This is a genomic window from Actinomadura geliboluensis, from assembly GCF_043197915.1.
Classification (GTDB): Bacteria; Actinomycetota; Actinomycetes; order Streptosporangiales; family Streptosporangiaceae; genus Spirillospora; species Spirillospora geliboluensis.
This window is the reverse complement of sequence record NZ_JBICUA010000011.1, coordinates 191435-214939: the sequence shown is the minus strand read 5'-3', so window position 1 is coordinate 214939 and position 23505 is coordinate 191435. Positions and strand designations below refer to the sequence as shown.

Annotated in this window: 19 protein-coding genes; 11 read left to right on the top strand and 8 right to left on the bottom strand. The window is 71.7% G+C overall.

Features of this window, described 5'->3' with window-relative positions; translation table 11 throughout:
• Positions 1-37: 37 nt before the first annotated feature.
• From ACGFI1_RS32400 to ACGFI1_RS32390, 3 genes are all read right to left on the bottom strand, one after another.
• Complete coding sequence (locus ACGFI1_RS32400) at positions 38-571, bottom strand: TrmH family RNA methyltransferase (protein ID WP_392790917.1); 534 nt, start codon at positions 569-571, stop codon at positions 38-40.
• Between the two features lie 157 nt (positions 572-728).
• Positions 729-1583 (bottom strand): PAC2 family protein, encoded by an 855-nt coding sequence (locus ACGFI1_RS32395; protein WP_386865516.1) that lies wholly within the window; start codon positions 1581-1583, stop codon positions 729-731.
• Between the two features lie 217 nt (positions 1584-1800).
• Positions 1801-2259 (bottom strand): universal stress protein, encoded by a 459-nt coding sequence (locus ACGFI1_RS32390; RefSeq protein WP_138639961.1) that lies wholly within the window; start codon positions 2257-2259, stop codon positions 1801-1803.
• A gap of 189 nt (positions 2260-2448) precedes the next feature.
• Here ACGFI1_RS32390 and ACGFI1_RS32385 point away from each other — a divergent pair, with 189 nt between their 5' ends.
• The 7 genes from ACGFI1_RS32385 to ACGFI1_RS32355 all read left to right on the top strand — a co-directional run bounded on the left by ACGFI1_RS32385 (position 2449) and on the right by ACGFI1_RS32355 (position 10434).
• Entirely contained in the window at positions 2449-3132 is a 684-nt protein-coding gene (locus tag ACGFI1_RS32385) for an HAD family hydrolase (protein ID WP_301178242.1), read from the top strand.
• 216 nt (positions 3133-3348) lie between these two features.
• Positions 3349-3789, top strand: a complete 441-nt coding sequence (locus ACGFI1_RS32380) for a hypothetical protein (RefSeq protein ID WP_387070004.1) — start codon at positions 3349-3351, stop codon at positions 3787-3789.
• A 481-nt stretch (positions 3790-4270) separates the two neighbouring features.
• Positions 4271-5263, top strand: coding sequence for an ABC transporter permease (locus tag ACGFI1_RS32375; protein ID WP_138639958.1), 993 nt, complete (start codon positions 4271-4273; stop codon positions 5261-5263).
• Positions 5264-5316: 53 nt separating this feature from the next.
• Positions 5317-7077: an ABC transporter substrate-binding protein gene (locus tag ACGFI1_RS32370; RefSeq protein ID WP_138639964.1), complete on the top strand. Its 1761-nt coding sequence runs from the start codon at positions 5317-5319 to the stop codon at positions 7075-7077.
• 107 nt (positions 7078-7184) lie between these two features.
• Positions 7185-8198, top strand: a complete 1014-nt coding sequence (locus tag ACGFI1_RS32365) for an ABC transporter permease (protein WP_138639957.1) — start codon at positions 7185-7187, stop codon at positions 8196-8198.
• Positions 8198-9265 (top strand): ABC transporter ATP-binding protein, encoded by a 1068-nt coding sequence (locus ACGFI1_RS32360; protein WP_301177772.1) that lies wholly within the window; start codon positions 8198-8200, stop codon positions 9263-9265. The genes ACGFI1_RS32365 and ACGFI1_RS32360 overlap by 1 nt, the downstream gene beginning before the upstream one ends.
• Before the next feature lie 23 nt (positions 9266-9288).
• Positions 9289-10434 (top strand): ABC transporter ATP-binding protein, encoded by a 1146-nt coding sequence (locus ACGFI1_RS32355; RefSeq protein ID WP_386865523.1) that lies wholly within the window; start codon positions 9289-9291, stop codon positions 10432-10434.
• 138 nt (positions 10435-10572) lie between these two features.
• Here ACGFI1_RS32355 and ACGFI1_RS32350 read toward each other — a convergent pair whose 3' ends face one another.
• The 5 genes from ACGFI1_RS32350 to ACGFI1_RS32330 form a co-directional block, all read right to left on the bottom strand.
• Positions 10573-13077 (bottom strand): ABC transporter permease, encoded by a 2505-nt coding sequence (locus tag ACGFI1_RS32350; protein ID WP_392790913.1) that lies wholly within the window; start codon positions 13075-13077, stop codon positions 10573-10575.
• Entirely contained in the window at positions 13074-13886 is an 813-nt protein-coding gene (locus tag ACGFI1_RS32345) for an ABC transporter ATP-binding protein (protein ID WP_301177774.1), read from the bottom strand. The genes ACGFI1_RS32350 and ACGFI1_RS32345 overlap by 4 nt, the downstream gene beginning before the upstream one ends.
• Positions 13887-14215: 329 nt before the next feature.
• The gene (locus tag ACGFI1_RS32340; RefSeq protein ID WP_301177775.1) at positions 14216-14896 is read right to left on the bottom strand and encodes a response regulator; all 681 of its coding nucleotides are present in this window, start codon (positions 14894-14896) and stop codon (positions 14216-14218) included.
• Between the two features lie 162 nt (positions 14897-15058).
• Positions 15059-16321, bottom strand: a complete 1263-nt coding sequence (locus ACGFI1_RS32335) for a histidine kinase (protein ID WP_449202376.1) — start codon at positions 16319-16321, stop codon at positions 15059-15061.
• A gap of 122 nt (positions 16322-16443) precedes the next feature.
• On the bottom strand, positions 16444-17388 hold the full coding sequence (locus ACGFI1_RS32330) for a RecB family exonuclease (protein WP_392790909.1): 945 nt from the start codon (positions 17386-17388) through the stop codon (positions 16444-16446).
• 110 nt (positions 17389-17498) lie between these two features.
• On the opposite strand from ACGFI1_RS32330, the gene ACGFI1_RS32325 reads away from it, so the two are divergent.
• The 4 genes from ACGFI1_RS32325 (at position 17499) to dop (ending at position 23483) form a co-directional block, all read left to right on the top strand.
• Entirely contained in the window at positions 17499-18683 is a 1185-nt protein-coding gene (locus ACGFI1_RS32325) for a M50 family metallopeptidase (protein WP_392790906.1), read from the top strand.
• A gap of 98 nt (positions 18684-18781) precedes the next feature.
• The gene (locus ACGFI1_RS32320; RefSeq protein WP_392790904.1) at positions 18782-19753 is read left to right on the top strand and encodes a tRNA (adenine-N1)-methyltransferase; all 972 of its coding nucleotides are present in this window, start codon (positions 18782-18784) and stop codon (positions 19751-19753) included.
• A 289-nt stretch (positions 19754-20042) separates the two neighbouring features.
• The gene (gene arc, locus ACGFI1_RS32315; protein WP_364552924.1) at positions 20043-21806 is read left to right on the top strand and encodes a proteasome ATPase; all 1764 of its coding nucleotides are present in this window, start codon (positions 20043-20045) and stop codon (positions 21804-21806) included.
• A gap of 159 nt (positions 21807-21965) precedes the next feature.
• Complete coding sequence (dop, locus tag ACGFI1_RS32310; RefSeq protein ID WP_301177318.1) at positions 21966-23483, top strand: depupylase/deamidase Dop; 1518 nt, start codon at positions 21966-21968, stop codon at positions 23481-23483.
• Positions 23484-23505 lie beyond the last annotated feature (22 nt).

Genomic DNA, 23505 nt, shown 5'->3' with positions numbered 1-23505 from the left:
CTGCGCTCCCTCCGGTCCGGTCGGTGATGGCCGCCCATCACAGCAGGCCCGCCAGCTTATAGAGGACGAGCGAGCCGGCGACGGCCACGTTCAAGCTGCTGCCATGTCCCACCATAGGGATCTCCACGGCGAGGTCGAGCAGGTCGACCGCCTCCGCGGGGATGCCGGTCTGCTCGTGGCCCAGCACGGCGACCGTCCGGACGCGGGCGGCGGGCAGGTCGGCCAGCCGGACCGCCTCGTCCGCCAGCTCGACCCCGACGACCCGCGAACCGGCCTCGCGCTGGCGCCGCAGCCACCCGAGCGGGTCGTTCACCCAGTGGACGCAGGCGGGCCGCCGCAGCGTGTTGCCGCGTTCGAGGGCCTCCGGCACCCAGGGGAACCGGGGGACGGCCAGGCACGCGCCGACCGCGTCGCAGGTTCGCAGCAGCGTCCCGAGGTTGGCGCCGTGCAGCGGCCACAGCGGTGCGGCGAGGAGGTGGTCCCAGCAGGAGTGGGCGTGGCGGCGGCGCTGCCGGCGCAGCTCGCGCGGGGCGCGGACCCGGATCGCCGGGCCGGCGGTCCGGCGGCTCACCGGCGCCGGGCGCCACCGCCCTCCGGGAAGAAGAAGATCATGATCGGCGCACTTGGCGGCGTGCGCGGGCCATCGCCGACGGCGGGACGCGACCGAGTGTAACCCCGCGGCCCGCCGCCCGGCATCCGCCCGCCGCCCGGCATCCGCCGGCCGTCCGCTAGCCGGGCCCGCGCCCGGGGTCGCGGCGCCGCAGGTAGCGCTCGAACTCGCGGGCGATCGCGTCGCCGCTCGCCTCCGGCAGCTCGGTGGCGTCCTTCTGCTCTTCCAGCGTCCGGACGTACTCGGCGACCTCGGAGTCCTCCTCGGCGAGCTCGTTGACGCCGTGCTCCCAGGCGCGCGCCTCCTCGGGCAGCTCGCCGAGCGGGACGGTGACGTCGAGGAGGTCCTCGACGCGGCGCAGCAGCGCGAGCGTCGCCTTCGGCGACGGCGGCTGCGCGACGTAGTGCGGGACCGCCGCCCACAGCGACACGGTGTCGAGGTCGGCCTTGGCGCACGCGTCCTGCAGCACGCCGAGGATGCCGGTCGGCCCCTCGTAGCGGGCGGGCTCCAGGTGCAGGGTGCTGACCAGCCCCGCCTCCGACGCCGCCCCGGTCACCGGGACCGGGCGGGTGTGCGGCGCGTCGGCCAGCAGCGCGCCCAGCAGCACGACGTTGCTGATCCGCAGCTCCAGCATCAGCCCGACCAGCTCGCGGCAGAACGACCGCCAGCGCATGTTCGGCTCGATCCCGTGCAGCAGGACGACGTCCTTGCCGTTCGGCAGCCGCGCCCACGACACCCGGGTCGTCGGCCAGGTGATGCCGCGGGTCTCGCCGTCGGTCATCTCCACGATCGGGCGGGTGACCTGGAAGTCGTAGTAGTCGTCGGGATCGAGCTCGGCGATCGGCACCGCTTCCCAGGTCGACTCCAGATGCGCGATCACCCCGCTGGCGGCCTCCCCGGCGTCGTTCCACCCCTCAAAGGCGGCCACGAGCACCGGATCGACGAGTTCCGGCACGCTTTCGAGCTCGACCACGCGCTGCCTCCTTCCGACGCCCAGGTACAGCGTCACCGACGGGGGCCGTCATTCCCGGGGTCGGGGGCCCCGCTCATGATCGGTGGCTGTCAGCCTACGTCCTGACAGTGACCTACCCCACCCCCCGAGAGCCAGACCCCCGCCCTGTACGCCCGCGGCGGAACTCCGGGGGGTACCCGGGGCGGAGGCGGGGCGCACGGCGGGGGCCGGCCGGGGGTCACTTGCCGTCGGTGGTGTGCACGATCAGCACGTCGCAGGGCGCCCGGTGCGACAGGTTCGCCGGGACCGATCCGAGGATCCGGCCCGCGAGGCTGTTCAGGCCCCGGTTGCCGATCACGACCAGTTCGGCGCCGCGCTCCTTGGCGAGCTTGGAGATGACGTCGACGGCGTCGCCCTCCACCGCGACCTGGTCGATGTCGAGCGCGCCGGCCGCGACCGCGCGCTCGCGCGCCGCCCGCAGCGCGTCGTCGGCGGGCGTCGAGCCCTGCACCTTGTACGCCAGGTCCCCGAGCCGGTCGGCGGCGCTGGCGCGCTCCCGCTCGGGCATGGGGCTGTAGGCGGAGGCCAGCAGGAGGGTGGCGCCGGTGGCGGCGGCCAGCTGCGCGGCGCGGTCCACCGCGCGGAACGAGGAGTCCGAGCCGTCGGTGCCGACGAGGATGATGCGGTACGCGCTCATGCCGTTCCTTACCCGTTGGTAGTCACTGCAGGCACGGTATCGGGCCGGTGACCCATCCGTCACCGTCTCCTTGCACACCTCGTCCAAAAGCGGCCGGTGAGGGGGCCGGACGGCGCCCGCGATCACGCGGTTATGGTGGGGATACATGAGCACCCCCTTCTCGCGTCCCCCGCATCCGGGACGGCGCGCATGAGCGCAGGAGACCGCGGCGGCCTGCAGGCCGTGATGTTCGACATGGACGGCCTCCTCATCGACTCCGAGCACGTCTGGCTGGAGGTCGAGACGGAGGTCATGGCGTGGCTCGGCGGCGAGTGGAGCCCCGCCCACCAGGAGCGGCTCGTCGGCGGCTCCATCGCCATCGCCGTCGACTACATGCTGGAGCTGACCGGCGCGGCCGCCGACCCGGCGGAGATCGCCCGGCGGATGCTGGACGGCATGGCCGAGCGCCTCACCGCCTGCGTGCCGATGATGCCCGGCGCCAAGGAGCTGCTCGCCGCGGTCCGCGCGGCGGGCGTCCCGGCGGCGCTGGTGTCCTCCAGCCACCGGCGGCTGATCGAGCCGGTGCTGGACGCGATCGGCCGCGAGCACTTCGCGCTGAGCGTCGCCGGCGACGAGGTCGCCCGCACCAAGCCCGACCCCGAGCCGTACCTGACGGCCGCCGCGCGCCTCGGCGCCGACCCGGCCCGCTGCGTCGTCCTGGAGGACTCCCCGAACGGGGTCGCGGCGGGGGAGGCGGCGGGCTGCGCCACCATCGCCGTCCCGGGCGTCCTGCCGATCCCGCCCGCGCCGGGCCGCACCGTGGTCGCCTCGCTGCGCGAGGTCGACGTGGACCTGCTGCGCGCCCTGGCGGCCGGCGAGCCCGCGCCCGGCTGACACGCGCCCCGCCCGCCGCCCGCCGGGTGACGTCCGCCGGCCGGCGCACGCCCGACCGGTACCCGAGGGCTGCCTCCGGGGGAGTGTTCTGCAGGACCGGGCTCCCGCCGGAGGAGGAGGCCGACCAGGCCGGGAACCGTCCGCCGGGAGGAGCGGTACCGCCGTCCCGCGTGTGACGATGGGAGGGAGGACCACCGTTCGGAATGAGGGGCCGGCATGAGCGACGCAGCCATTTTCGCGATCAGCCTCGGGGTGACCCTGGTCGGTCTGGTGATCAGTTATGGCGCCTACCGCCGCCGCGGCGCGGGCACCGGCCTGCGCGGCGCGGCGCTGTCCCTGGTGCCGCTGGCGGCGGCGATGACGGGGGTGACGGAGTTCTTCGTCGACCTGGCGTTCAGCCCGGTGAAGTGGGCGGGCGTCGGGGTGGCGGGCCTGGCCGTCCTGCTCTACCTGACCTCGGGCGCGATGCTGAGCCGCCGCGCGGGCGGCGAGGAGGCCGGCGCCGCGGGCGCGGGCCGGGCCGCCGGGGACGGGGGGCGCAAGGCCGCCGGGCGCGGCAAGTCCAAGGGCGCCGTGGAGGGGCCCGCGCAGGGCGGCGGCGGCGACCCGGAGATGGCGGAGATCGAGCGCATCCTGCGCGACCGCGGCATCTCCTGACCCGGCCGGGCCGGGCGGCCGGGCGCGCGCGACGCGCCCGGCGGACCGGCGGGCCGGGGTGCTCCCGTGCGGCGCTCGCGCGCCGCGGGAGCGCCCCGGCCCGCCGGTTTCCTGTGCCGCGTGTTGCTCCAGTGGGCTGACCTGCGGAGAATCGGTCTCAGATCGGACTCGGTACGGTAAAGCTTGGCGGTCTAGACCGCTGTCGAGTTGCCTGTCCGGGTGGAGTTGAACGTACTATTCGGGCGATTTGTCCGAAGTGGTGTGCGGACGCGTGTGCCCCAGATGACGACGAGATCACAAGTCAGATACGGGTACTGGCGAAGCCCGCTTCACGGATGGACAGTCTTGCCCGAAGGACTACGTTTCCCTTCAGCAAACGCGGCGTAACGGGCACGGGGGCAGCGGATGATCTCCGCGGCCCCGCCGGCCGGACGCCGGCGGCAAGGCCGAACCAGTGGCCGAACGGTAGGAGGTATGGAGCGTGGCCGCACCCATTGAGGTGACCGGGTCCGACACCGAGGCGCAGCCGGAATCGGTCCTCGTCGGTGTCGACAGCAAGAAGATCCAGGGACGCTCCCTCGGTCAGATCGCCTGGATGAGGCTCAAGCGCGACAAGGTCGCGCTGACCGGCGCCGTCGTGGTCATCCTGCTGATCCTCCTGGCCATCTTCGGTCCGTACTTCGTGCAGGACCCGCTGGCCTACCACCAGAACCTGATCGACCCGACCTACAACCGGCCTAAGAGCGGCTTCTGGCACTCGGGCATCAGCAGCGACCACTGGTTCGGCGTCGAGCCGGGCACCGGCCGCGACCTGCTGGCCCGCATCGTCCACGGCGCCCGGATCTCGCTGCTGGTGTCGTTCCTCGCGACGCTGCTGTCGGTGCTCATCGGGACCGTGATGGGCATCCTGGCCGGCTACTTCGGCGGCTGGGTCGACTACCTCATCAGCCGCGCCATGGACGCCTTCCTGGCCTTCCCGCTGCTGCTGTTCGCGATCGCGCTGGTCGGCGTCATGTCCGACGGGGCCTTCGGGCTGTCGGGCAACGGGCTGCGCGTCTCGGTCCTGATCGTGGTCATCGGGTTCTTCAACTGGCCGTACATCGGCCGCATCATCCGGGGGCAGACCCTGTCGCTGCGCGAGCGCGAGTTCGTGGACGCCGCGCGCAGCATGGGCGCCCGGAACTCCTACGTGCTGTTCAAGGAAGTCCTGCCGAATCTGGTCGCGCCGATCCTGGTCTACTCGACCCTGCTGATCCCGACCAACATCCTGTTCGAGGCGGCGCTGTCGTTCCTCGGCGTCGGCGTCATCCCGCCGGCCCCGTCGTGGGGCGGGATGCTCACGCTCGCCGTGCCGATCTACTCCTCGGACCCGATGTACATGATCATCCCCGGTATGGCGATCTTCATCACCGTCCTCGCCTTCAACCTGTTCGGTGACGGGCTGCGGGACGCTCTCGACCCTCGGTCCAAGTGACTCGGGTCCATCGGACCCGTCTATTTGAAGGGGTGCGCCTGCACATGAACAAGATGAGACCAATCGCGGTCTTCGCGGCCGGGGTGGTCGCGGCCGCGGGGCTCGCCGCCTGCGGCGGCGGCGACTCGGGCGGCGGCTCGGGCAGCGGCCCGGGCTACAACGCCGGCGTCAACGAGGTCGTCAACAAGTCGGACAAGAAGGGCGGCACCCTCAAGCTCGCCGAGTCCGACGACTTCGACTCGCCGGACCCGGGCAACACGTACTACGCCTACTCGCAGAACCTCTCCCGCCTGTACGGTCGCGGCCTGACGACGTTCAAGCCCGCCGCCGGCAAGGAGAGCCTGGAGGTCATCCCGGACCTCGCCACCGACCTGGGCACCTCCAGCGACGGCGGCAAGACCTGGACGTACAAGCTGCGGACCGGCGTCAAGTACGACGACGGCACCGCGGTCACCTCCAAGGACGTCAAGTACGCGGTCGAGCGCAGCAACTTCAGCGCCGAGCTGCAGTCCGGGCCGAAGTACTTCAAGCAGTACCTCGTCGACAACAAGCCCGCCTACAAGGGCCCCTACAAGGACAAGTCCGAAGAGGGCCTGAAGTCGATCGAGACCCCGGACGACCAGACGATCGTCTTCCGTCTGAACGAGCCGTTCGCCGAGTTCGACTACCTGGTCGCCATGTCGCAGACCATGCCCGTGCCGAAGGCCAAGGACACCGGCCTGAAGTACGAGAACGCGATCGTCTCGTCCGGCCCGTACAAGGTCGACAACTACACGCGCGGCAAGTCCATGACGATGTCGCGCAACCCGCACTGGAACCAGAGCACGGACCCGATCCGCAAGGCCCTGCCCGACAAGATCGAGATCCAGCTCAAGCAGAACGCGGACGACATCGACCAGCGGCTGCTCGCCGGCTCGCTGGACATGGACATGGCCGGTGTCGGCGTCCAGTCGGGCACCCAGCCCAAGGTGCTGGCCGACGACCAGAAGCCGTACGTGGACAACCCCGTCCAGGGCTTCCTGCGGTTCATGTCGCTGAACGTGCACGTGAAGCCGCTCGACAACGTCCACTGCCGGATCGCCGTGCAGTACGCGACCGACAAGGTCGCCGCGCAGACCGCCTACGGAGGCCCGCTGGCCGGCGGTGACGTCGCCACCACGGTGCTGCCCCCCTCGGTCGACGGCTACACCAAGTTCGACCTGTACCCGCAGAAGCAGGCCGCGGGCGGCAACGGCCTCGACGACGCCACGATGAACAAGGCCAAGGAGGAGCTGAAGGCCTGCGGCCAGCCCAACGGCTTCAGCACCAAGATCTCGGCCCGGTCCGACCGGCCGAAGGAAGTCGCCATGGCCCAGGCGATCCAGCAGAGCCTGGCCAAGGTCGGCATCAAGGTCGACCTGGTGCAGTTCCCGGCCGGTGACTACTTCAGCAAGTACGTCGGCGTGCCGAAGTACGTGCACGAGCACGGCGTCGGCATGATGATCATGGCGTGGGCGGCGGACTGGCCGACCGGCTACGGCTTCCTCGCCCAGATCGCGCACGGTGACGCCATCAAGCCGTCCGGCGGCAACAACCTCGCCGAGCTGGACGACCCCAAGGTCAACGAGGGCCTCGACGCCGCCATCGCCAACCCCGACAAGGCGGCCCGGATGAAGGCGTACGGCGAGGTCGACAAGCTGATCATGGGGACCGCCACCGAGGTGCCGCTGATCTACGCCAAGGCGCTGATGTACCGGCCGAAGCGCGTCACCAACGCCGGCATCACCTACGCCTACGGCGGCATGTACGACTACCTGAACATGGGCGTGGAGTAACACTCCGCTCGTCCGTGAGTCCATCTGAAGGCAGGTGAAGGCGAAAGCCCCCCGGCCGTGACCGGGCCTACAGGCCCGGCCACGGCCGGCGGGTGGGGCCGCGCAGTGTGTTCCCATACCTCATCCGGCGCCTCATCGGTGCCGTGCTCATGTTGATGCTGGTCAGCCTGGTGACCTTCGGCATCTTCTTCTGGCTGCCCAAGCTGGCCGGTCAGACCACCGACCAGATCGCGGCCGGTTACGTCGGCAAGGCGCCGACGGCCGAGGCGATCCAGGACACCAAGGAGCGGCTCGGCCTCGACAAGCCGGTCGTGGTGCAGTACGGCGAGTACCTGAAGGCCATCGTCGTCGGCAAGGACTACAAGGCCGGCCCGGTGACCGACCACTGCCCGGCGCCCTGCCTCGGCTACTCCTACCGCAGCAGCCAGCCGGTGCTGGAGACGCTGCTCGACCGGGCGCCCGCGACGGCGTCCCTCGCGCTCGGCGCGGCGGTCGTGTGGCTCGTCGGCGGCATCACCACCGGCGTGGTGTCGGCGCTGCGCAGGGGCTCGCTGTGGGACCGGGCCGCGATGATCATCGCGTTGAGCGGCGTGTCGCTGCCCATCTACTTCACCGGCCTGGTCTCCCTCGCGCTGTTCTCCTACACCTTCAAGATCTTCCCGGGCGGCGGCAGCTACCTGCCGCTCACCACCAACCCGGTGACCTGGTTCCAGTCGCTGGTGCTGCCATGGGTGACGCTCGCGTTCCTTTACGCGGCGATGTACGCGCGGCTCACCAGAGCAGGCATGCTGGAGACGATGAACGAGGACTACATCCGCACCGCTCGCGCCAAGGGCCTGCCGGAGAAGACCGTCGTCACCAAGCACGCCCTGCGCGCCTCGCTGACGCCGATCCTCACGATCTTCGGCCTCGACCTCGGCCTGCTGCTCGGCGGCGCCGTGCTCACCGAGAACACCTTCGGCATCCCCGGGCTGGGCCAGCTCGCGATCACCTCGATCAACGGCGGCGACCTGCCCATGGTGCTCGGCATCACGCTGCTCACGGCGACCTCGATCGTGGTGATCAACCTGATCGTCGACCTGCTGTACGCCGTCGTCGACCCGAGAGTGAGGCTGAGCTGATGACCGGCACCGCGCCCGCCGCGGGCACCGCGGACACCGGCGAGGCCCCCACCGCGTTCCTCGACGTCCGCGACCTGAAGATCCACTTCCCGACCGACGACGGCCTGGTGAAGTCGGTGGACGGCCTGTCGTTCCAGCTGGAGCGCGGCCGCACCCTCGGCATCGTCGGCGAGTCCGGCTCGGGCAAGAGCGTGACCAGCCTCGGCATCCTCGGCCTGCACAACAAGCGCAACGCCGACGTGTCCGGGGAGATCTGGCTGAACGGCAAGGAGCTCGTCGGCTCCTCGCAGACCGAGGTGCGCCGCCTCCGCGGCCGCGACATGGCGATGATCTTCCAGGATCCGCTGTCGGCGATGCACCCCTTCTACACCGTCGGCGCGCAGATCATCGAGGCGTACCGGGTCCACAACGACGTGTCCAAGCAGGTCGCGCGCAAGCACGCCATCGACATGCTCGGCCGCGTCGGCATCCCCAAGCCGGACAAGCGGGTCGACGACTACCCGCACCAGTTCTCCGGCGGCATGCGGCAGCGCGCGATGATCGCGATGGCGCTGTCCTGCGACCCGGAGCTGCTGATCGCCGACGAGCCGACGACGGCGCTGGACGTCACCGTCCAGGCGCAGATCCTGGACCTGATCCGCGACCTGCAGCAGGAGTTCAACTCCGCCGTCATCATGATCACCCACGATCTCGGGGTGGTCGCCGAGCTGGCGGACGACATCCTGGTGATGTACGCCGGCCGCGCCGTGGAGTACGCCTCCGTCGAGGACGCCTTCCACCGGCCGCTGCACCCCTACACGTGGGGGCTGCTCGGCTCGATGCCGCGGCTGGACCGGGAGCGCAGCGAGCGGCTCATGCCGATCAAGGGGTCGCCGCCGAGCCTGATCAACGTCCCGTCCGGGTGCGCGTTCCATCCGCGCTGCCCCTACAAGGACCTCAACGGCGACAAGAGCACGACCGAGCGACCCGAACTGGTCGAGGTCGAGCCCGGCCACAAGGCGGCGTGCCACCTCCCGCTGGAGAAGAAGCGCGAGATCTGGAACGACGAGATCCGGCCGAAGCTGTGACGAGCACGGGTGGGAACGAGACTGTGAGCACATCGAAGACCCCGGTCGGCGAGACCCCGGCCGGCACGACCCCGGCCGCGGCCGCCGAGCCCGCGGCGGCGCGCCCCGCGGAGGGCGAGCCGCTGCTGGAGGTGGACAACCTCGGCAAGCACTTCCCCGTCACCGCGGGGCTGCTGCGCCGGCAGGTCGCGGCGGTCAAGGCCGTCGACGGCGTGACGTTCTCGGTCCGCAAGGGCGAGACCCTCGGGCTGGTGGGGGAGTCCGGCTGCGGCAAGTCCACCACCGGCCGCATGATCATGCGGCTGCTGGACCCGAGCTTCGGGACGATCAAGTTCGAGGGGCAGGACATCACCCGGATGTCGCAGAGCCGGCTCCGGCCGCTCCGCCGCGACCTCCAGATGATCTTCCAGGACCCGTACTCGTCGCTGAACCCGCGCAAGACCGTCGGCGCGATCGTCGGGGCCCCGTTCCGGCTGCAGAACATCGAGGCCAAGCAGGGCGTCAAGAAGGCCGTCCAGGAGATCCTGGAGCTCGTCGGCCTCAACCCCGAGCACTACAACCGGTACCCGCACGAGTTCTCCGGCGGGCAGCGGCAGCGCATCGGGATCGCCCGGACCCTGGCCCTCAAGCCGAAGCTGATCGTCGCGGACGAGCCGGTGTCGGCGCTGGACGTGTCGGTGCAGGCACAGGTCGTCAACCTGCTGGAGGACCTGCAGGACGAGCTCGACCTCACCTACGTGGTGATCGCGCACGACCTGTCGGTCGTCCGGCACATCTCCGACCGCGTCGCCGTCATGTACCTCGGCAAGATCGTCGAGGTGGCGGACCGGGCGGACCTGTACCAGCGGCCCATGCACCCCTACACCAACGCGCTGCTGTCGGCGGTGCCGATCCCGGACCCGAGCGAGCGCGCCGGCCGGGAGCGGATCCGGCTGCAGGGCGACGTGCCGAGCCCGCTCGACCCGCCGCCCGCGTGCCGGTTCCACACCCGGTGCTGGAAGGCGCAGGACATCTGCAAGCAGGTCGAGCCGCCGCTGGTCGAGCTCAGCCCCGGCCACCAGGCCGCCTGCCACTTCCCGGAGAACACCACGGTCAGCGCGACCGACGCGGTCGCCAAGGCCGCGGTGGCGCCCGGCGCCGCCACCGCCGCGGCCGACGAGACCGAGTAGCACGCCCGCGCCGCCCCGGCCGCACAGCCGGCGGCCGAACGGCACGGAAGAACCCGAACGAAAAGGACCCGGCCCCTCCACGCGGAGGGACCGGGTCCTTTCGGCTTCCCGGCTACGGGCGCCGGGCGCGCCCGACGGCTACTCGGTGGAGATGGCCTTCAGGACGTCCATGCGCCCAGCCCGCCACGCGGGCCACAGCGCCGCCAGGACGCCGATCAGCGCCGCGACCACCAGGTACACCCCCAGCGTCCCGTACGGGACGGCGAGGACCCCGAGGCCCTGGTCGGCGAGCGCGTTCTGCAGCGCCGCGCCGAACGCCACCCCGATGCCCATGCCGAGCACCGCGCCGAACACCGCGATCATGATGGACTCCAGCCGGATCATGCGGCGCAGCTGCCGACGGGAGCTCCCGATCGCGCGCAGCAGCCCGATCTCCCGGGTCCGCTCGATCACCGACAGCGCCAGGGTGTTCACCACCCCCACCGCCGCGATGATCACCGACATGATCAGCAGGATCGTCAGGAACGTCACGAACCCGTCGACCTGCTTGCGGGCGTCGTCCTTCAGCTTCGCCTGGTCGGCGACCTCCAGGTTCGGGTACGCCTTCACCGCCGCGTCCAGCGCCGACTTCGTCGCCGCGTCCGTCCGCGCCGCGTCCACCACCATGATCGACGCCGCGGGCCGCACCGTGTGCCGCAGGTACGCCTGCTCGGACACCAGCCGCGGCCCGATCATGTCGCTCTTGGCGTACACGCCGGTCAGCGTCAGCTGCTCGGTCCGGCCGTCGGTGAACCGCATCGGCACCGCCGTCCCGACCTTCCAGCCCTGGTCCTCCGCGGTGCCCTCGTCCACCATGATCGACGCCGGCCCGGCCGACGCCGTGCCCGACACCATCTTCAGCCGCGCGGCCTTCGCCAGCGCCGGCAGGTCGCCCGCCAGGTAGTAGACGTCCTTGCCCTTGATCTCGCCGCGGGCGTCGTAGGTCGGCGACACCGAGACCACCCCGGGCGTCTGCTCGATCTTGCGCCGCGCCTCGGCGTTCACCCCGCCGGGGCCCTGCGACTGCACCAGGTAGTCCGCGCCGAACTGGGCGTCCACCTGCTCGTCGATCGAGGCCCGCATCGTCGCGCCGAGCACGTTCACCGTGGTGATCAGTGCCAGCCCGATCATCAGCGCCGCGGCCGTCGCCGCGGTGCGGCGCGGGTTGCGCAGCGCGTTCTGCCGCGCCAGCCGCCCGGGGGAGCCCATCAGCCGCGCGAACGGCGCCCCGAGCACCTTCAGCACCGGCACGCTGATCACCGGCGCGAGCATCGCGACGCCGATGAACACCCCGAACGCGCCCGTGCCGACCAGTGCGACCGGGTTGCCGCCGCCACCGGCCAGCCCCACCCCGATCAGGCCCGCGCCGGCCAGGGTCAGCAGCGACCCGAGCGCCACCCGGATCCGCAGCGACCGCTGCGGCAGCGCCACGTCGTCGCGCATCGCCGCCACCGGCGGGATCTTCGCGGCGCGCCGCGCCGGGAAGTACGCCGACACCACCGTCACCACGATCCCGACCGCGTACGACCAGATCACCGGGGTGACGGTGAACGTCAGGCCGCCCTGCCCGGCGTCGCCCATCTGCGTCTGCAGCAGCGACGCCAGCCCCGCGCCGGCCGCCAGGCCCAGCGTGGACCCGACCACGCCGACCGCGACGGCCTCGCCGATCACCGCCCGCGTCACCTGCCCGCGCGCCGCGCCGATCGCGCGCAGCAGCGCCAGCTCACGGGTGCGCTGCGCGACCAGCATCGAGAACGTGTTGAAGATGATGAACGCCCCGACGAAGATCGAGATCAGCGCGAACACCAGCAGGAACGTCCGGAAGAACCCCATCATCTGCGCGATGTCGCTCTTGGACTCCTCGCGGAGCTCCTCGCCGGTGACGGCCTCCATGTTCTGCGGCAGCACCTTCGCGACCCGGTCCCGCAGCTCCTCCTGCGACGGGCCCGACGAGCCCATCTCGATGTCGGAGAAGTACCCGGGCTTCAGCATCAGCTTCTGCGCCGTCGGCGTGTCGAACCCGGTGACGGTCGCGCCCATCAGGTTCCCGGTGTCGATCAGCCCGACGACCGTCATCCGCGCGGGCGGGCCCGCGGTGAGCACCTGCGTGGTGTCGCCGAGGGCGAGCTCGCCCTTCTTCGCGGTCGCGGCGTCGATGACGACCTCGCCCGGCCCGCGCGGGGCGCGGCCCGACGCGAGCTCGTAGGTCCCGTCGCCGCCCGTCCAGTTCACGCCGAGCTGCGGCGGCCCGTTCTGCGCCGTCCCGACGAGCTCGCCGTCCTTGCCGACGACCGCCGCGTACCCGTTGACGTTCCCCTTCGGGTCCTTGACGCCCTCGACGCCCTGGACGGCCTTCAGGACGCTCGCCGGGACCGGCTGCGCCGCGTAGCCGTCGGTGTCGCCGCCGCCGACCTTCTTGGCCCGCACGTCCACGGCCACGTTCGTGCCGATCCGGCTGAACAGGTCGTCGAACTGCTTGTTCATGCTGTCGGTGAAGATCAGCGTGCCCGCGACGAACGCCACGCCGAGGATCACCGCGACCGCCGTCAGCACCAATCTGATCTTGTGCGCCGCGAGGTTGCGGAGCGTGACCTTGCGCATCATCGCGCCGAGACCTCCGCGCCCGCCGCCGGCGCCGCGCCGTCGAAGCCCTTCATCCGCTCCAGCACCCGCTCCGCCGTCGGCTCCGCCATCGTGTCGACGATCTGCCCGTCCGACAGGAACAGCACCTGGTCGGCGTACGCCGCCGCCGACGGGTCGTGCGTCACCATCACGATCGTCTGGCCCATCCGCCGCACCGAGTCCCGCAGGAAGCCGAGCACCTCCGCGCCCGACCGCGAGTCCAGGTTCCCCGTCGGCTCGTCCGCGAAGATGATCTCCGGGCGGGACGCCAGCGCCCGCGCGCACGCCACCCGCTGCTGCTGCCCGCCCGACAGCTCCGCCGGACGGTGCTTCAGCCGCGGCCGCAGCCCGACCGTGTCGATCACCACGTTCAGCCACTCCGGGTCGGGCCTGCGGCCCGCGATGTCCATCGGCAGCGTGATGTTCTCCAGCGCCGTCAGCGTCGGCACCAGGTTGAACGCCTGGAAGATGAAACCGATCTTGTCGCGGCGCAGCCGCGTCAGCTGCTTGTCCTTCAGCGCCGTCAGCTCGGTGCCGCCGATGAAGACCTGCCCGGAGTCGACCGAGTCCAGCCCCGCCATGCAGTGCATCAGCGTGGACTTGCCCGACCCCGACGGGCCCATGATCGCGGTGAAGCGGCCGCGGGGAATGCCGACCGTGACCCCGTCGAGCGCGACGACCTGGGCGTCGCCGCGCCCGTACACCTTCGCGATCTGCTGGGTCCGTGCGGCGAAGTCGCCCGCCCCGGGCGCGGACTGCGCGCCGGCGGTCGAAGGGGCGGTGTTCGTCACTGAAGACTCCCGTAAGTGAGTGGACTGGATGGGACCGGACCGCGCACCGAGCCCCCGGGCGATCCGACACCCAGAACCCTAGAAGCCCCGCGGACCCGAATGATGCGCCCCAGGAACGGACTTGCCGGTCCACCCGAGGCAGGAGGGACCCTCCACCCGTCGTCCTTCGGGAGTAGTCCTCGCGGCGCCGGCCCCGGGGTCGCCTCAGGGACCGACCCTGAAACCGGCCGGGGACCGCCGCCCCGACCTGCCACGACGCCCGCACCGGAACGGGACGGGACGGGACGGGGGCGCGGGGGAGCCCCGGGGGAGTGCAGGGGGAGCGCCGCTCAGCTCTGCCCCGGCCTGCTCAGACCCGTCTCGTACGCGTACACGACCGCCTGCACCCGGTCCCGCAGCCCCAGCTTCGCCAGGACGTTCCCCACATGCGTCTTCACGGTCGTCTCGCTCACCACCAGCTCCGCCGCGATCTCCGCGTTCGACTGCCCCCGCGCCACATGCGACAGCACCTCCCGCTCCCGCTCGGTCAGCGTGTCCAGCCCCGGCGGCGGCGACTGGTCCCGCACCGCCGGCAGCCGCGTCGCGAACTTGTCCAGCAGCCGCCGCGTCACCGACGGCGCCACGATCGCGTCGCCCGCCGCCACGATCCGGATCGCCTGCACCAGGTCCTCCGGCGGCGAGTCCTTCAGCAGGAACCCCGACGCCCCCGCCCGCACCGCCTCGATCACGTACTCGTCCAGGTCGAACGTCGTCAGGATCAGCACCTTCGGATCGTGCGACGCCGCGCCCTCCCGGATGATCCGCCGGGTCGCCTCGATCCCGTCGACGCCCGGCATCCGGATGTCCATCAGCACCACGTCCGGCAGCAGCGACCGCGTCATCTCCACCGCCGCCGCGCCGTCCCCGGCCTCGCCGACCACCGCGATGTCGGCCTCCGCCTCCAGGATCAGCCGGAACCCCGTCCGCAGCAGCGGCTGGTCGTCGACGAGCAGCACCCGCACCGCCGTCATCGCGGCACCCCCGCCGCACGCGCCGCCCCGGCCGGCCGCACCCGGCCGCCCCGCCACCCGCACGGTCGCTCCATCGTTCCCGCTCCTCGCCTCACGACGCTCCTGCCTACCCTCCCGCCCACCGGCAACCGACAAGCCGGGAGCACACGCCCCAAGCGGGACTCACGCCTCCAGGGGGAAACGGGCCCGCACACCGAACCCGCCGCCGACCCGCGGACCGATCCTCAACTCGCCACCGTACAGCGCCACACGCTCGTACATGCCGACCAAGCCGTGCCCCGGATTGTCCCCGTTGTCCGCCATGATCGTCGCCGTGCCGCGCCCATCGTCCTCGACCTCCACCGTCAGGTCGCCGTCGCCGTAGTACAGCCGCACCCACGCCCGCGCCTGCGGACCCGCGTGCTTCAACGTGTTCGTCAGCGCCTCCTGGATCAACCGGAACGCCGCCACGTCCACCCCCGGCGACGGCGGCCGCGCCTCACCCTCGATCCACAGCTGCACCGACAGGCCCGTCTCCCGCACATGGTCCAGCAGCTCCCCGAGATCCCCCAGACCCGGCTGCGGCGCCAGCTCCCGGCCCGCCTGCTCGGCGTCCCGGTCCGTGCGCAGCACCCCCACGATCCGCCGCATCTCGCTCAGCGCCGTCCGCCCGACCTCCTCGATCGTCGACATCGCCTCCCGCGCGCTCCCCGGATCCCGGTCGATGATCCGCCGCGCCGCGCCCGCCTGCACCGTCATCACGCTCACATGGTGCGCCACCACGTCGTGCAGCTCCCGCGCGATACGCGACCGCTCCTCGATCCGCGCCGCCCGCGCGTCGGTGCCCCGCGCCCGCTCCAGCCGCGCCGCCCGGTCCTCCAGCTCCGCGAAGTACGCCCGCCGCAGCCGCAGGCTCCGCCCCAGCATCCACACGCCGATCACCAGCGCGGAATCGGTGATGATCACCACCGGCTCCGCCGACACCGGCAGCACCAGCAGGTACACCAGGAAGTACACGAACCCGATCAGCCCGCCCAGCGCGCTCTGCGCCAGCCCCCGGTGCGCCGCCACGCTGTACACCGCGATCAGGAACGCCACCACGTCCGGCACGCTCGGCGGATACTGCAGCACCGCCATCGCCAGCTCGCCGGCGATGATGAACAGCAGCACCGGCAGCGGATGCCGCCGCCGCCACGCCAGCGCCATCGTCACCGCGACGACCAGCAGCGCGTTCCACCCGTCCGGCGACCGGAACCCCGCGAACTCCTCGCCCTGCGGGAACTCCTGCAGCCACAGCTGCGGCACCCCCACCAGCAGCAGCCCGACGGCCAGCAGAGCGTCGGCCGCCATCGGACGCGCCTGCAGCCAGGCGCGAGCGGCATGAAGACCACGGATGCGGGGTGACACGACACTCACCCTAGGAGGTCCCGGCAGGTCCCGGCCCATCCTGAACGCGGATCCGCCGTCATCCCCAAGGATGAGCCCGCACCGCCCCCGCGGACGGCGCCTCCGCCCCCGGCGCCGCCCAGGACCAGCACCCGGTTCCGGGCCGGGCCCGGCGCTTGGCCCTACAGGTCCCCGTGCTCGCGCACCGCGCCCTCGGAGACCTCGAGATCAGCCGGCGACGGGCGCCGCACCGGCACCTCCGGCAGCGGCGGGGGAGTGCCCCCGAACTCCGGGCACCGCTCCTTGTGGTCGCACCAGTCGCACAACCGGCCCGCCCGCGGCCGCCACTCGCCGCTGTCCATCGCCCGGCGGATCGCCGCCCACAGCGCCTCCACCTTCCGCTGCGTCGCCCGCAGATCCGCCTCATCCGGCTCGTACCGCAGGATCTCGCCGTTGCCGAGGTACATCAGCTGCAGCAACCGCGGCACCCGCCCCCGCAACCGCCACAGCACCAGCGCGTAGAACTTCATCTGGAACAGCGCCCGCGCCTCGAAATCCGCCCGCGGCGCCGTCCCCGTCTTGTAGTCCACGATCCGCACGTCGCCGCTCGGCGCCACGTCCACCCGGTCGATGTACCCCCGCAGCTTCAGGCCCGACTCCAGCACCGTCTCCACGAACAGCTCCCGCTCCGCCGGCTCCAGCCGGCGCGGGTCCTCCAGCGCGAAGTACCGCTCCACCATCCGCCGCGCCTGCCCCAGCCACTCCGCGCGCTCGGCGTCCCCGGCCTCCCCGTCCGCGAACAGCCCCGCCAGCTCCGGCTCCTCGGCCAGCAGCCGCTCCCACTCCGGCGCCAGCATCTCCAGCGCCGCCTCCGGCGTCCGCCCGCCCGTCGGCAGGTCGAACAGCCGCTCCAGCACCGCGTGCACCAGCGTCCCCCGCACCGCCGCCGCACTCGGACGCTCCGGGATCCGGTCGATCACCCGGAACCTGTACAGCAGCGGACACGTCATGAAATCGCCCGCACGGGACGGCGACAACGACCCCACCACCGCGACGCCCCCCGAGCCCCCGCCCCCGTCCCGCGCGGACGGAACGGACGCCTCACTACCCGCATCGGTCGTCGTCATGGCACAGCAGACTAGGCGACACCCCCGACGAAAATCCCGCACCCGCCCCGCACCCGCCCCGCCCCGGCCGGCGGCACCGCCCGCCCGCCGGGGGCCGTAGCATCGAAGACGTGACGAACAGCGCGCCCCCGACCCAGGGCAGGACACCCGCCGGAGGCCCCGGCCACGACCACGGCCGCAACCCCCGACCCGGCCTCTCCATGGGCCGCGTCCTCGGCGTCCCCGTCTACGTCTCACCCAGCTGGTTCCTGGTCGCCGTCCTCGTCACCGTCATGTTCGAAGGCCAGGTCCACGGCGTCGTCGAACGCCCCCTCAGCTACCTCGTCGCCTTCGCCTACGCCGTCCTGCTCTACGGCTCCGTGTTCGTCCACGAACTCAGCCACGCCGTCACCGCGAAGATCTTCGGGCTCCCCGTCCGCTCCGTCACCCTCCACGTCCTCGGCGGCGAGACCTCCATCGAACGCGAGGCCCCCACCCCCGGCCGCGAATTCCTCATCGCCTTCGCCGGACCCCTCACCAACCTCGTCCTCGCCGGCCTCGGCCTCCTCGCCCACGCCACCCTCGCCCTCCCCGACGTCGCCCTCCTGCTCCTCGAAGCCCTCACCTTCGCCAACCTCCTCGTCGGCCTGTTCAACCTCCTGCCCGGCCTCCCCCTCGACGGCGGCCGCCTCGTCCGCGCCGCCGTCTGGAAGGCCACCGGACGCGCCCGCAGCGGCGCCATCATCGCCGGCTGGGTCGGCCGCGCCGTCGCCATCGGCTGCCTCGTCGCCGGCGCCTACCTCGCCACCTACACCACCACCGCCGCCGACGGCGGCATCGGCTGGCTCGCCCTCCTGTGGTCCGCCCTCATCGCCTCCTTCATCTGGGTCGGCGCCACCCAGGCCATCCGCGCCGAACGCGTCCGCGACCGCATCCCCCTGCTGTCGGCCCGCCGCCTCGCCCGCCGCGCCACCCTCGTCACCGCCGACACCCCCCTCGCCGAGGCCATCCGCCGCGCCCACACCGACCACGCCGGCGCCATCGTCATCGCCGACCACGACGGGCACCCCCTCGGCCTCGTCAACGAGAAGGCCGTCACCGCCACCCCCGAGCACCGCCGCCCCTGGGTCACCGCCGGCGAACTCTCCCGCGGCGTCCACGACGACCTCACCCTCCCCGCCGACCTCGCCGGCGACGACCTCCTCGACGCCCTCCGCCGCGCCCCCGCCTCCGAATACCTCCTCGTCGAACCCGACGGCCGCCTCTACGGCGTCCTCGCCGTCAGCGACGTCGACCACGCCTTCACCGGCGTCTGACCCACCCGAACCCGCACCCGCGCCCGGCCCCGCCGGGCGCGCCGCGGCGGCCCCCGAGCGGCCCGACCTGCCCGCCCCCGCCGCTAGCCTTGACGACCATGAGCGAACCCCAGCCCACCGGACCCGCCCCCGCCCTCGGCCGCATCCCCCACGGCCCCTTCCGCCCCGGCGACCAGGTTCAGCTCACCGACCCCAAGGGCCGCATCAACACCATCACCCTGCAGCCCGGCAAGCTCTACCACTCCCACAAGGGCTCCATCCCTCACGACGACATCATCGGCAGCCCCGAAGGCAGCGTCTTCCGCTCCACCGGCGGCATCGAATACCTCGCCTTCCGCCCCCTCCTCGCCGACTTCACCCTCCGCATGCCCCGCGGCGCCGCCGTCGTCTACCCCAAGGACGCCGCCCAGATCATCGCCATGGCCGACATCTTCCCCGGCGCCCGCGTCATCGAGGCCGGCGCCGGATCCGGCGCCCTCACCTGCTCCCTCCTGCGCGCCGTCGGCGAACACGGCCTCGTCTCCTCCTACGAGCGCCGCCCCGACTTCGCCGACATCGCCCGCGCCAACGTCGAGAAGTTCTTCGGCGGCCCCCACCCCGCCTGGCGCCTCACCGTCGGCTCCCTCGAACACGCCCTCGCCGAAACCGACGCCGACCGCGTCGTCCTCGACATGCTCGCCCCCTGGGAGACCCTCGACGCCGTCGCCAAGGCCCTCATCCCCGGCGGCCTCGTCTGCGCCTACATCGCCACCACCACCCAGATGTCGCGCGTCGTCGAAGACCTGCGCGCCCAGGGCAGCTTCGCCGAGCCCTACGCCTTCGAGACCATGCTCCGCTCCTGGCACGTCGACGGCCTCGCCGTCCGCCCCGACCACCGCATGGTCGGCCACACCGGCTTCCTCGTCACCGCCCGCCGCCTCGCCGACGGCGTCACCCCGCCCGCCCGCCGCCGCCGCCCCGCCAAGGGCGCCCACCCCGCCCCCGACGGCGACGCCCCCCGCGGCGACACGCCCGGCGCGGAACCCGCCGGCGGCCCCGACGACGCGCCCGGGCGCCCCACCGAGTCCTAGATCACAATCCGGCCGCCCGGCGGCGCCCCGCCGCGCCGCGCCCGGCCGCGCGCTTCCCGCGCACACCCACCGAACTCGGCAAACCCCCCGTCACGACACGCCCGACACCCCGGACCCCCAGGTCCACACCCCGTAACCCCACGCCCCGCACCACCCCCACAGCACCCCTCCCAACCCTCCCGGAAGACCCCCGCACGACACGAACACCGAATGGGCAGGTTACGGAAGCCCTCCAGATAGGTAGGGTCTCAGTAGGTCGTCGGCTCTCTTCGTGAGGAGGTGACGGGGCGTGGCCGCTCGTGACGATGCTGGGGCGCGCAGGGCGCAGCACGAAAAGGAGGTCAGGGACCTCCAAACGCAGATCTCCTTCCTGGAGGAGGAGATCTCCGTGCTGCGCCGCAAGCTCGCGGAATCCCCGCGCCAAGTACGTGTGCTGGAAGAACGCCTCCATGAGGCACAGGCAAACCTGGCCGCAGTGACCGGCCAGAACGAGCGACTCGTAGCGACCCTCAAAGAGGCTCGCGAACAGATCGTGGCGCTCAAGGAGGAGGTCGACAGGCTCGCACAACCACCGTCCGGATTCGGCGTCTTCCTCGAAGCCCGCGACGACGGGACCGTCGACATCTTCACCGGCGGGCGCAAGCTCCGCGTGAACGTCAGCCCCGCCGTCGAGATCGACGAACTCCAGCGCGGCCAAGAGGTCATGCTGAACGAGGCGCTCAACATCGTCGAAGCCCTCGACTTCGAAGAGCAGGGCGAAGTCGTCATGCTCAAGGAGCTCTTCGACGACGGCGAACGCGCCCTCGTCATCGCGCACGCCGACGAGGAACGCGTCGTCAAGCTCGCCGAGCCGCTGCGCGGAGTCCCGCTCCGCGCCGGCGACTCCCTGATGCTCGAATCAAGGTCCGGCTACGCCTACGAGAAGATCCACAAGGCCGAGGTCGAAGAACTCGTCCTCGAAGAGGTCCCCGACATCTCCTACAACGAGATCGGCGGCCTCGGCTCCCAGATCGAACTGATCCGCGACGCCGTGGAACTTCCCTACCTGCACGCCGACCTGTTCCGGGAGCACCAGCTCCGCCCGCCCAAGGGCGTCCTCCTCTACGGACCCCCCGGCTGCGGGAAGACCCTCATCGCCAAGGCCGTCGCCAACTCCCTGGCCAAACAGGTCGCGGAGAAGACCGGCCAGGAGGGCAAGAGCTTCTTCCTCAACATCAAGGGCCCCGAGCTGCTCAACAAGTACGTCGGCGAGACCGAGCGGCACATCCGCCTCGTCTTCCAGCGGGCCCGCGAGAAGGCGTCCGCCGGGACCCCCGTCATCGTCTTCTTCGACGAGATGGACTCCATCTTCCGCACCCGCGGCTCCGGAGTCTCCTCCGATGTCGAGAACACCATCGTCCCGCAGCTGCTCAGCGAGATCGACGGTGTCGAGGGCCTGGAGAACGTCATCGTCATCGGCGCGTCCAACCGCGAGGACATGATCGACCCCGCGATCCTGCGCCCCGGCCGGCTCGACGTCAAGATCAAGATCGAGCGGCCCGACGCCGAGGCCGCCAAGGACATCTTCTCCAAGTACATCCTCGGCGGACTCCCGCTCCACCCCGACGACCTCAAGGAGCACGGCGGCTCCGCCGAGGCCACCGTCGACGCCATGATCCAGCGGACCGTCGAGCGCATGTACGCCGAGACCGAGGAGAACCGCTTCCTGGAGGTCACCTACGCCAACGGCGACAAGGAAGTCCTCTACTTCAAGGACTTCAACTCCGGCGCGATGATCCAGAACATCGTCGACCGCGCCAAGAAGATGGCCATCAAGCAGTTCCTCGACACCGGCCAGAAGGGACTGCGCGTCACCCACCTCCTCGCCGCCTGCGTCGACGAGTTCAGCGAGAACGAGGACCTGCCCAACACCACCAACCCCGACGACTGGGCCCGCATCTCCGGCAAGAAGGGCGAGCGGATCGTCTACATCCGCACCCTCGTCTCCGGGACCAAGGGCGCCGAGGCCGGACGGTCCATCGACACCGTCGCCAACACCGGCCAGTACCTGTAACGCCCCGCACCATGACGGCAACCGCGCGGCGGCTCCCCCGACGGGGGGCCGCCGCGCCCGCGTTCCGCGGGGCCGCCGGACCCCGCGCCGCCACGCCGCAACCCCCGCCACACCCCCGTCCCGTGGCTCCACCCCCGCCGCCCCGATAGGCTCGACGATATGACTGTTCGGCGGGTGATGGGCATCGAGACCGAGTACGGCATCTCCGTACCGGGACAGCCAGGGGCCAACGCGATGGTGACCTCCTCCCAGGTCGTCAACGCCTACCTCGCGGCTTCGGCGGCACGGGCCCGCAGGGCCCGCTGGGACTTCGAAGAGGAGAACCCGCTCCGCGACGCCCGCGGCTTCGACCTCGCCCGCGAGGTCGCCGACCCCACCCAGCTCACCGACGAGGACCTCGGCCTCGCCAACGTCATCCTCACCAACGGCGCCCGGCTCTACGTCGACCACGCCCACCCCGAGTACTCCGCGCCCGAGTGCACCAACCCCCGCGACGCCGTCATCTGGGACAAGGCCGGCGAGCGCGTCATGGCCGACGCCGCGCAGCGCGCCGCCCTCGTCCCCGGCACCCACCCCATCCAGCTCTACAAGAACAACACCGACAACAAGGGCGCCTCCTACGGCTGCCATGAGAACTACCTCATGCGCCGCGAGACCCCCTTCGCCGACATCGTCCGGCACCTCACCCCCTTCTTCGTCTCCCGCCAGGTCGTCTGCGGCGCCGGCCGCGTCGGCATCGGCGTCGACGGCCGCGGCGACGGCTTCCAGATCAGCCAGCGCGCCGACTTCTTCGAGGTCGAGGTCGGCCTGGAGACCACCCTCAAGCGGCCGATCATCAACACCCGCGACGAGCCCCACGCCGACCCCGAGAAGTACCGGCGCCTGCACGTCATCATCGGCGACGCGAACATGGCCGAGCTGTCCACCTACCTCAAGCTCGGCACCACCTCGCTCGTCCTCGCCATGATCGAGGACGGCTTCCTCACCGTCGACCTGTCCGTCGACATGCCCGTCGCCGCGCTCCGCGCCGTGTCCCACGACCCGTCCTGCAAGCACCTGCTCACCCTCCGCGACGGCCGCAAGATGACCGCCGTCCAGCTCCAGATGGAGTACCTCGAGCAGTCCCGCAAGTACGTCGAGGACCGCTTCGGCGCCGACGTCGACGAGATGACCAAGGACGTCCTCGACCGCTGGGAGTCCGTCCTGCACCGCCTGGGCGACGACCCCATGCAGCTGTCCCGCGAGCTCGACTGGGTCGCCAAGCTCTCCCTGCTCGAGGGCTACCGCAGCCGCGACGGCCTCGACTGGTCGCACCCGCGCCTGCAGCTCGTCGACCTGCAGTACACCGACATCCGCCCCGACAAGGGCCTCTACAACCGCCTCGTGGACCGCGGCCGCATCGACCGGGTCATCACCGAGGCCGAGGTCCAGGCCGCCGTGGAGGACCCGCCGGAGGACACCAGGGCCTACTTCCGGGGCCGCTGCCTGCGCCAGTACGCCGAGTCCGTCGCCGCCGCGTCCTGGGACTCGGTCATCTTCGACGTCCCCGGCCGCGAGTCGCTCCAGCGCGTCCCGACCCTGGAGCCGCTGCGCGGCACCAAGCAGCACGTGGGCGGCCTCCTGGACCGCTGCCGCACCGCCGCCGACCTGGTGGCCACCCTGACCGGCCAGAGCTGACCGGACGCCCCGGAGCCGGGCG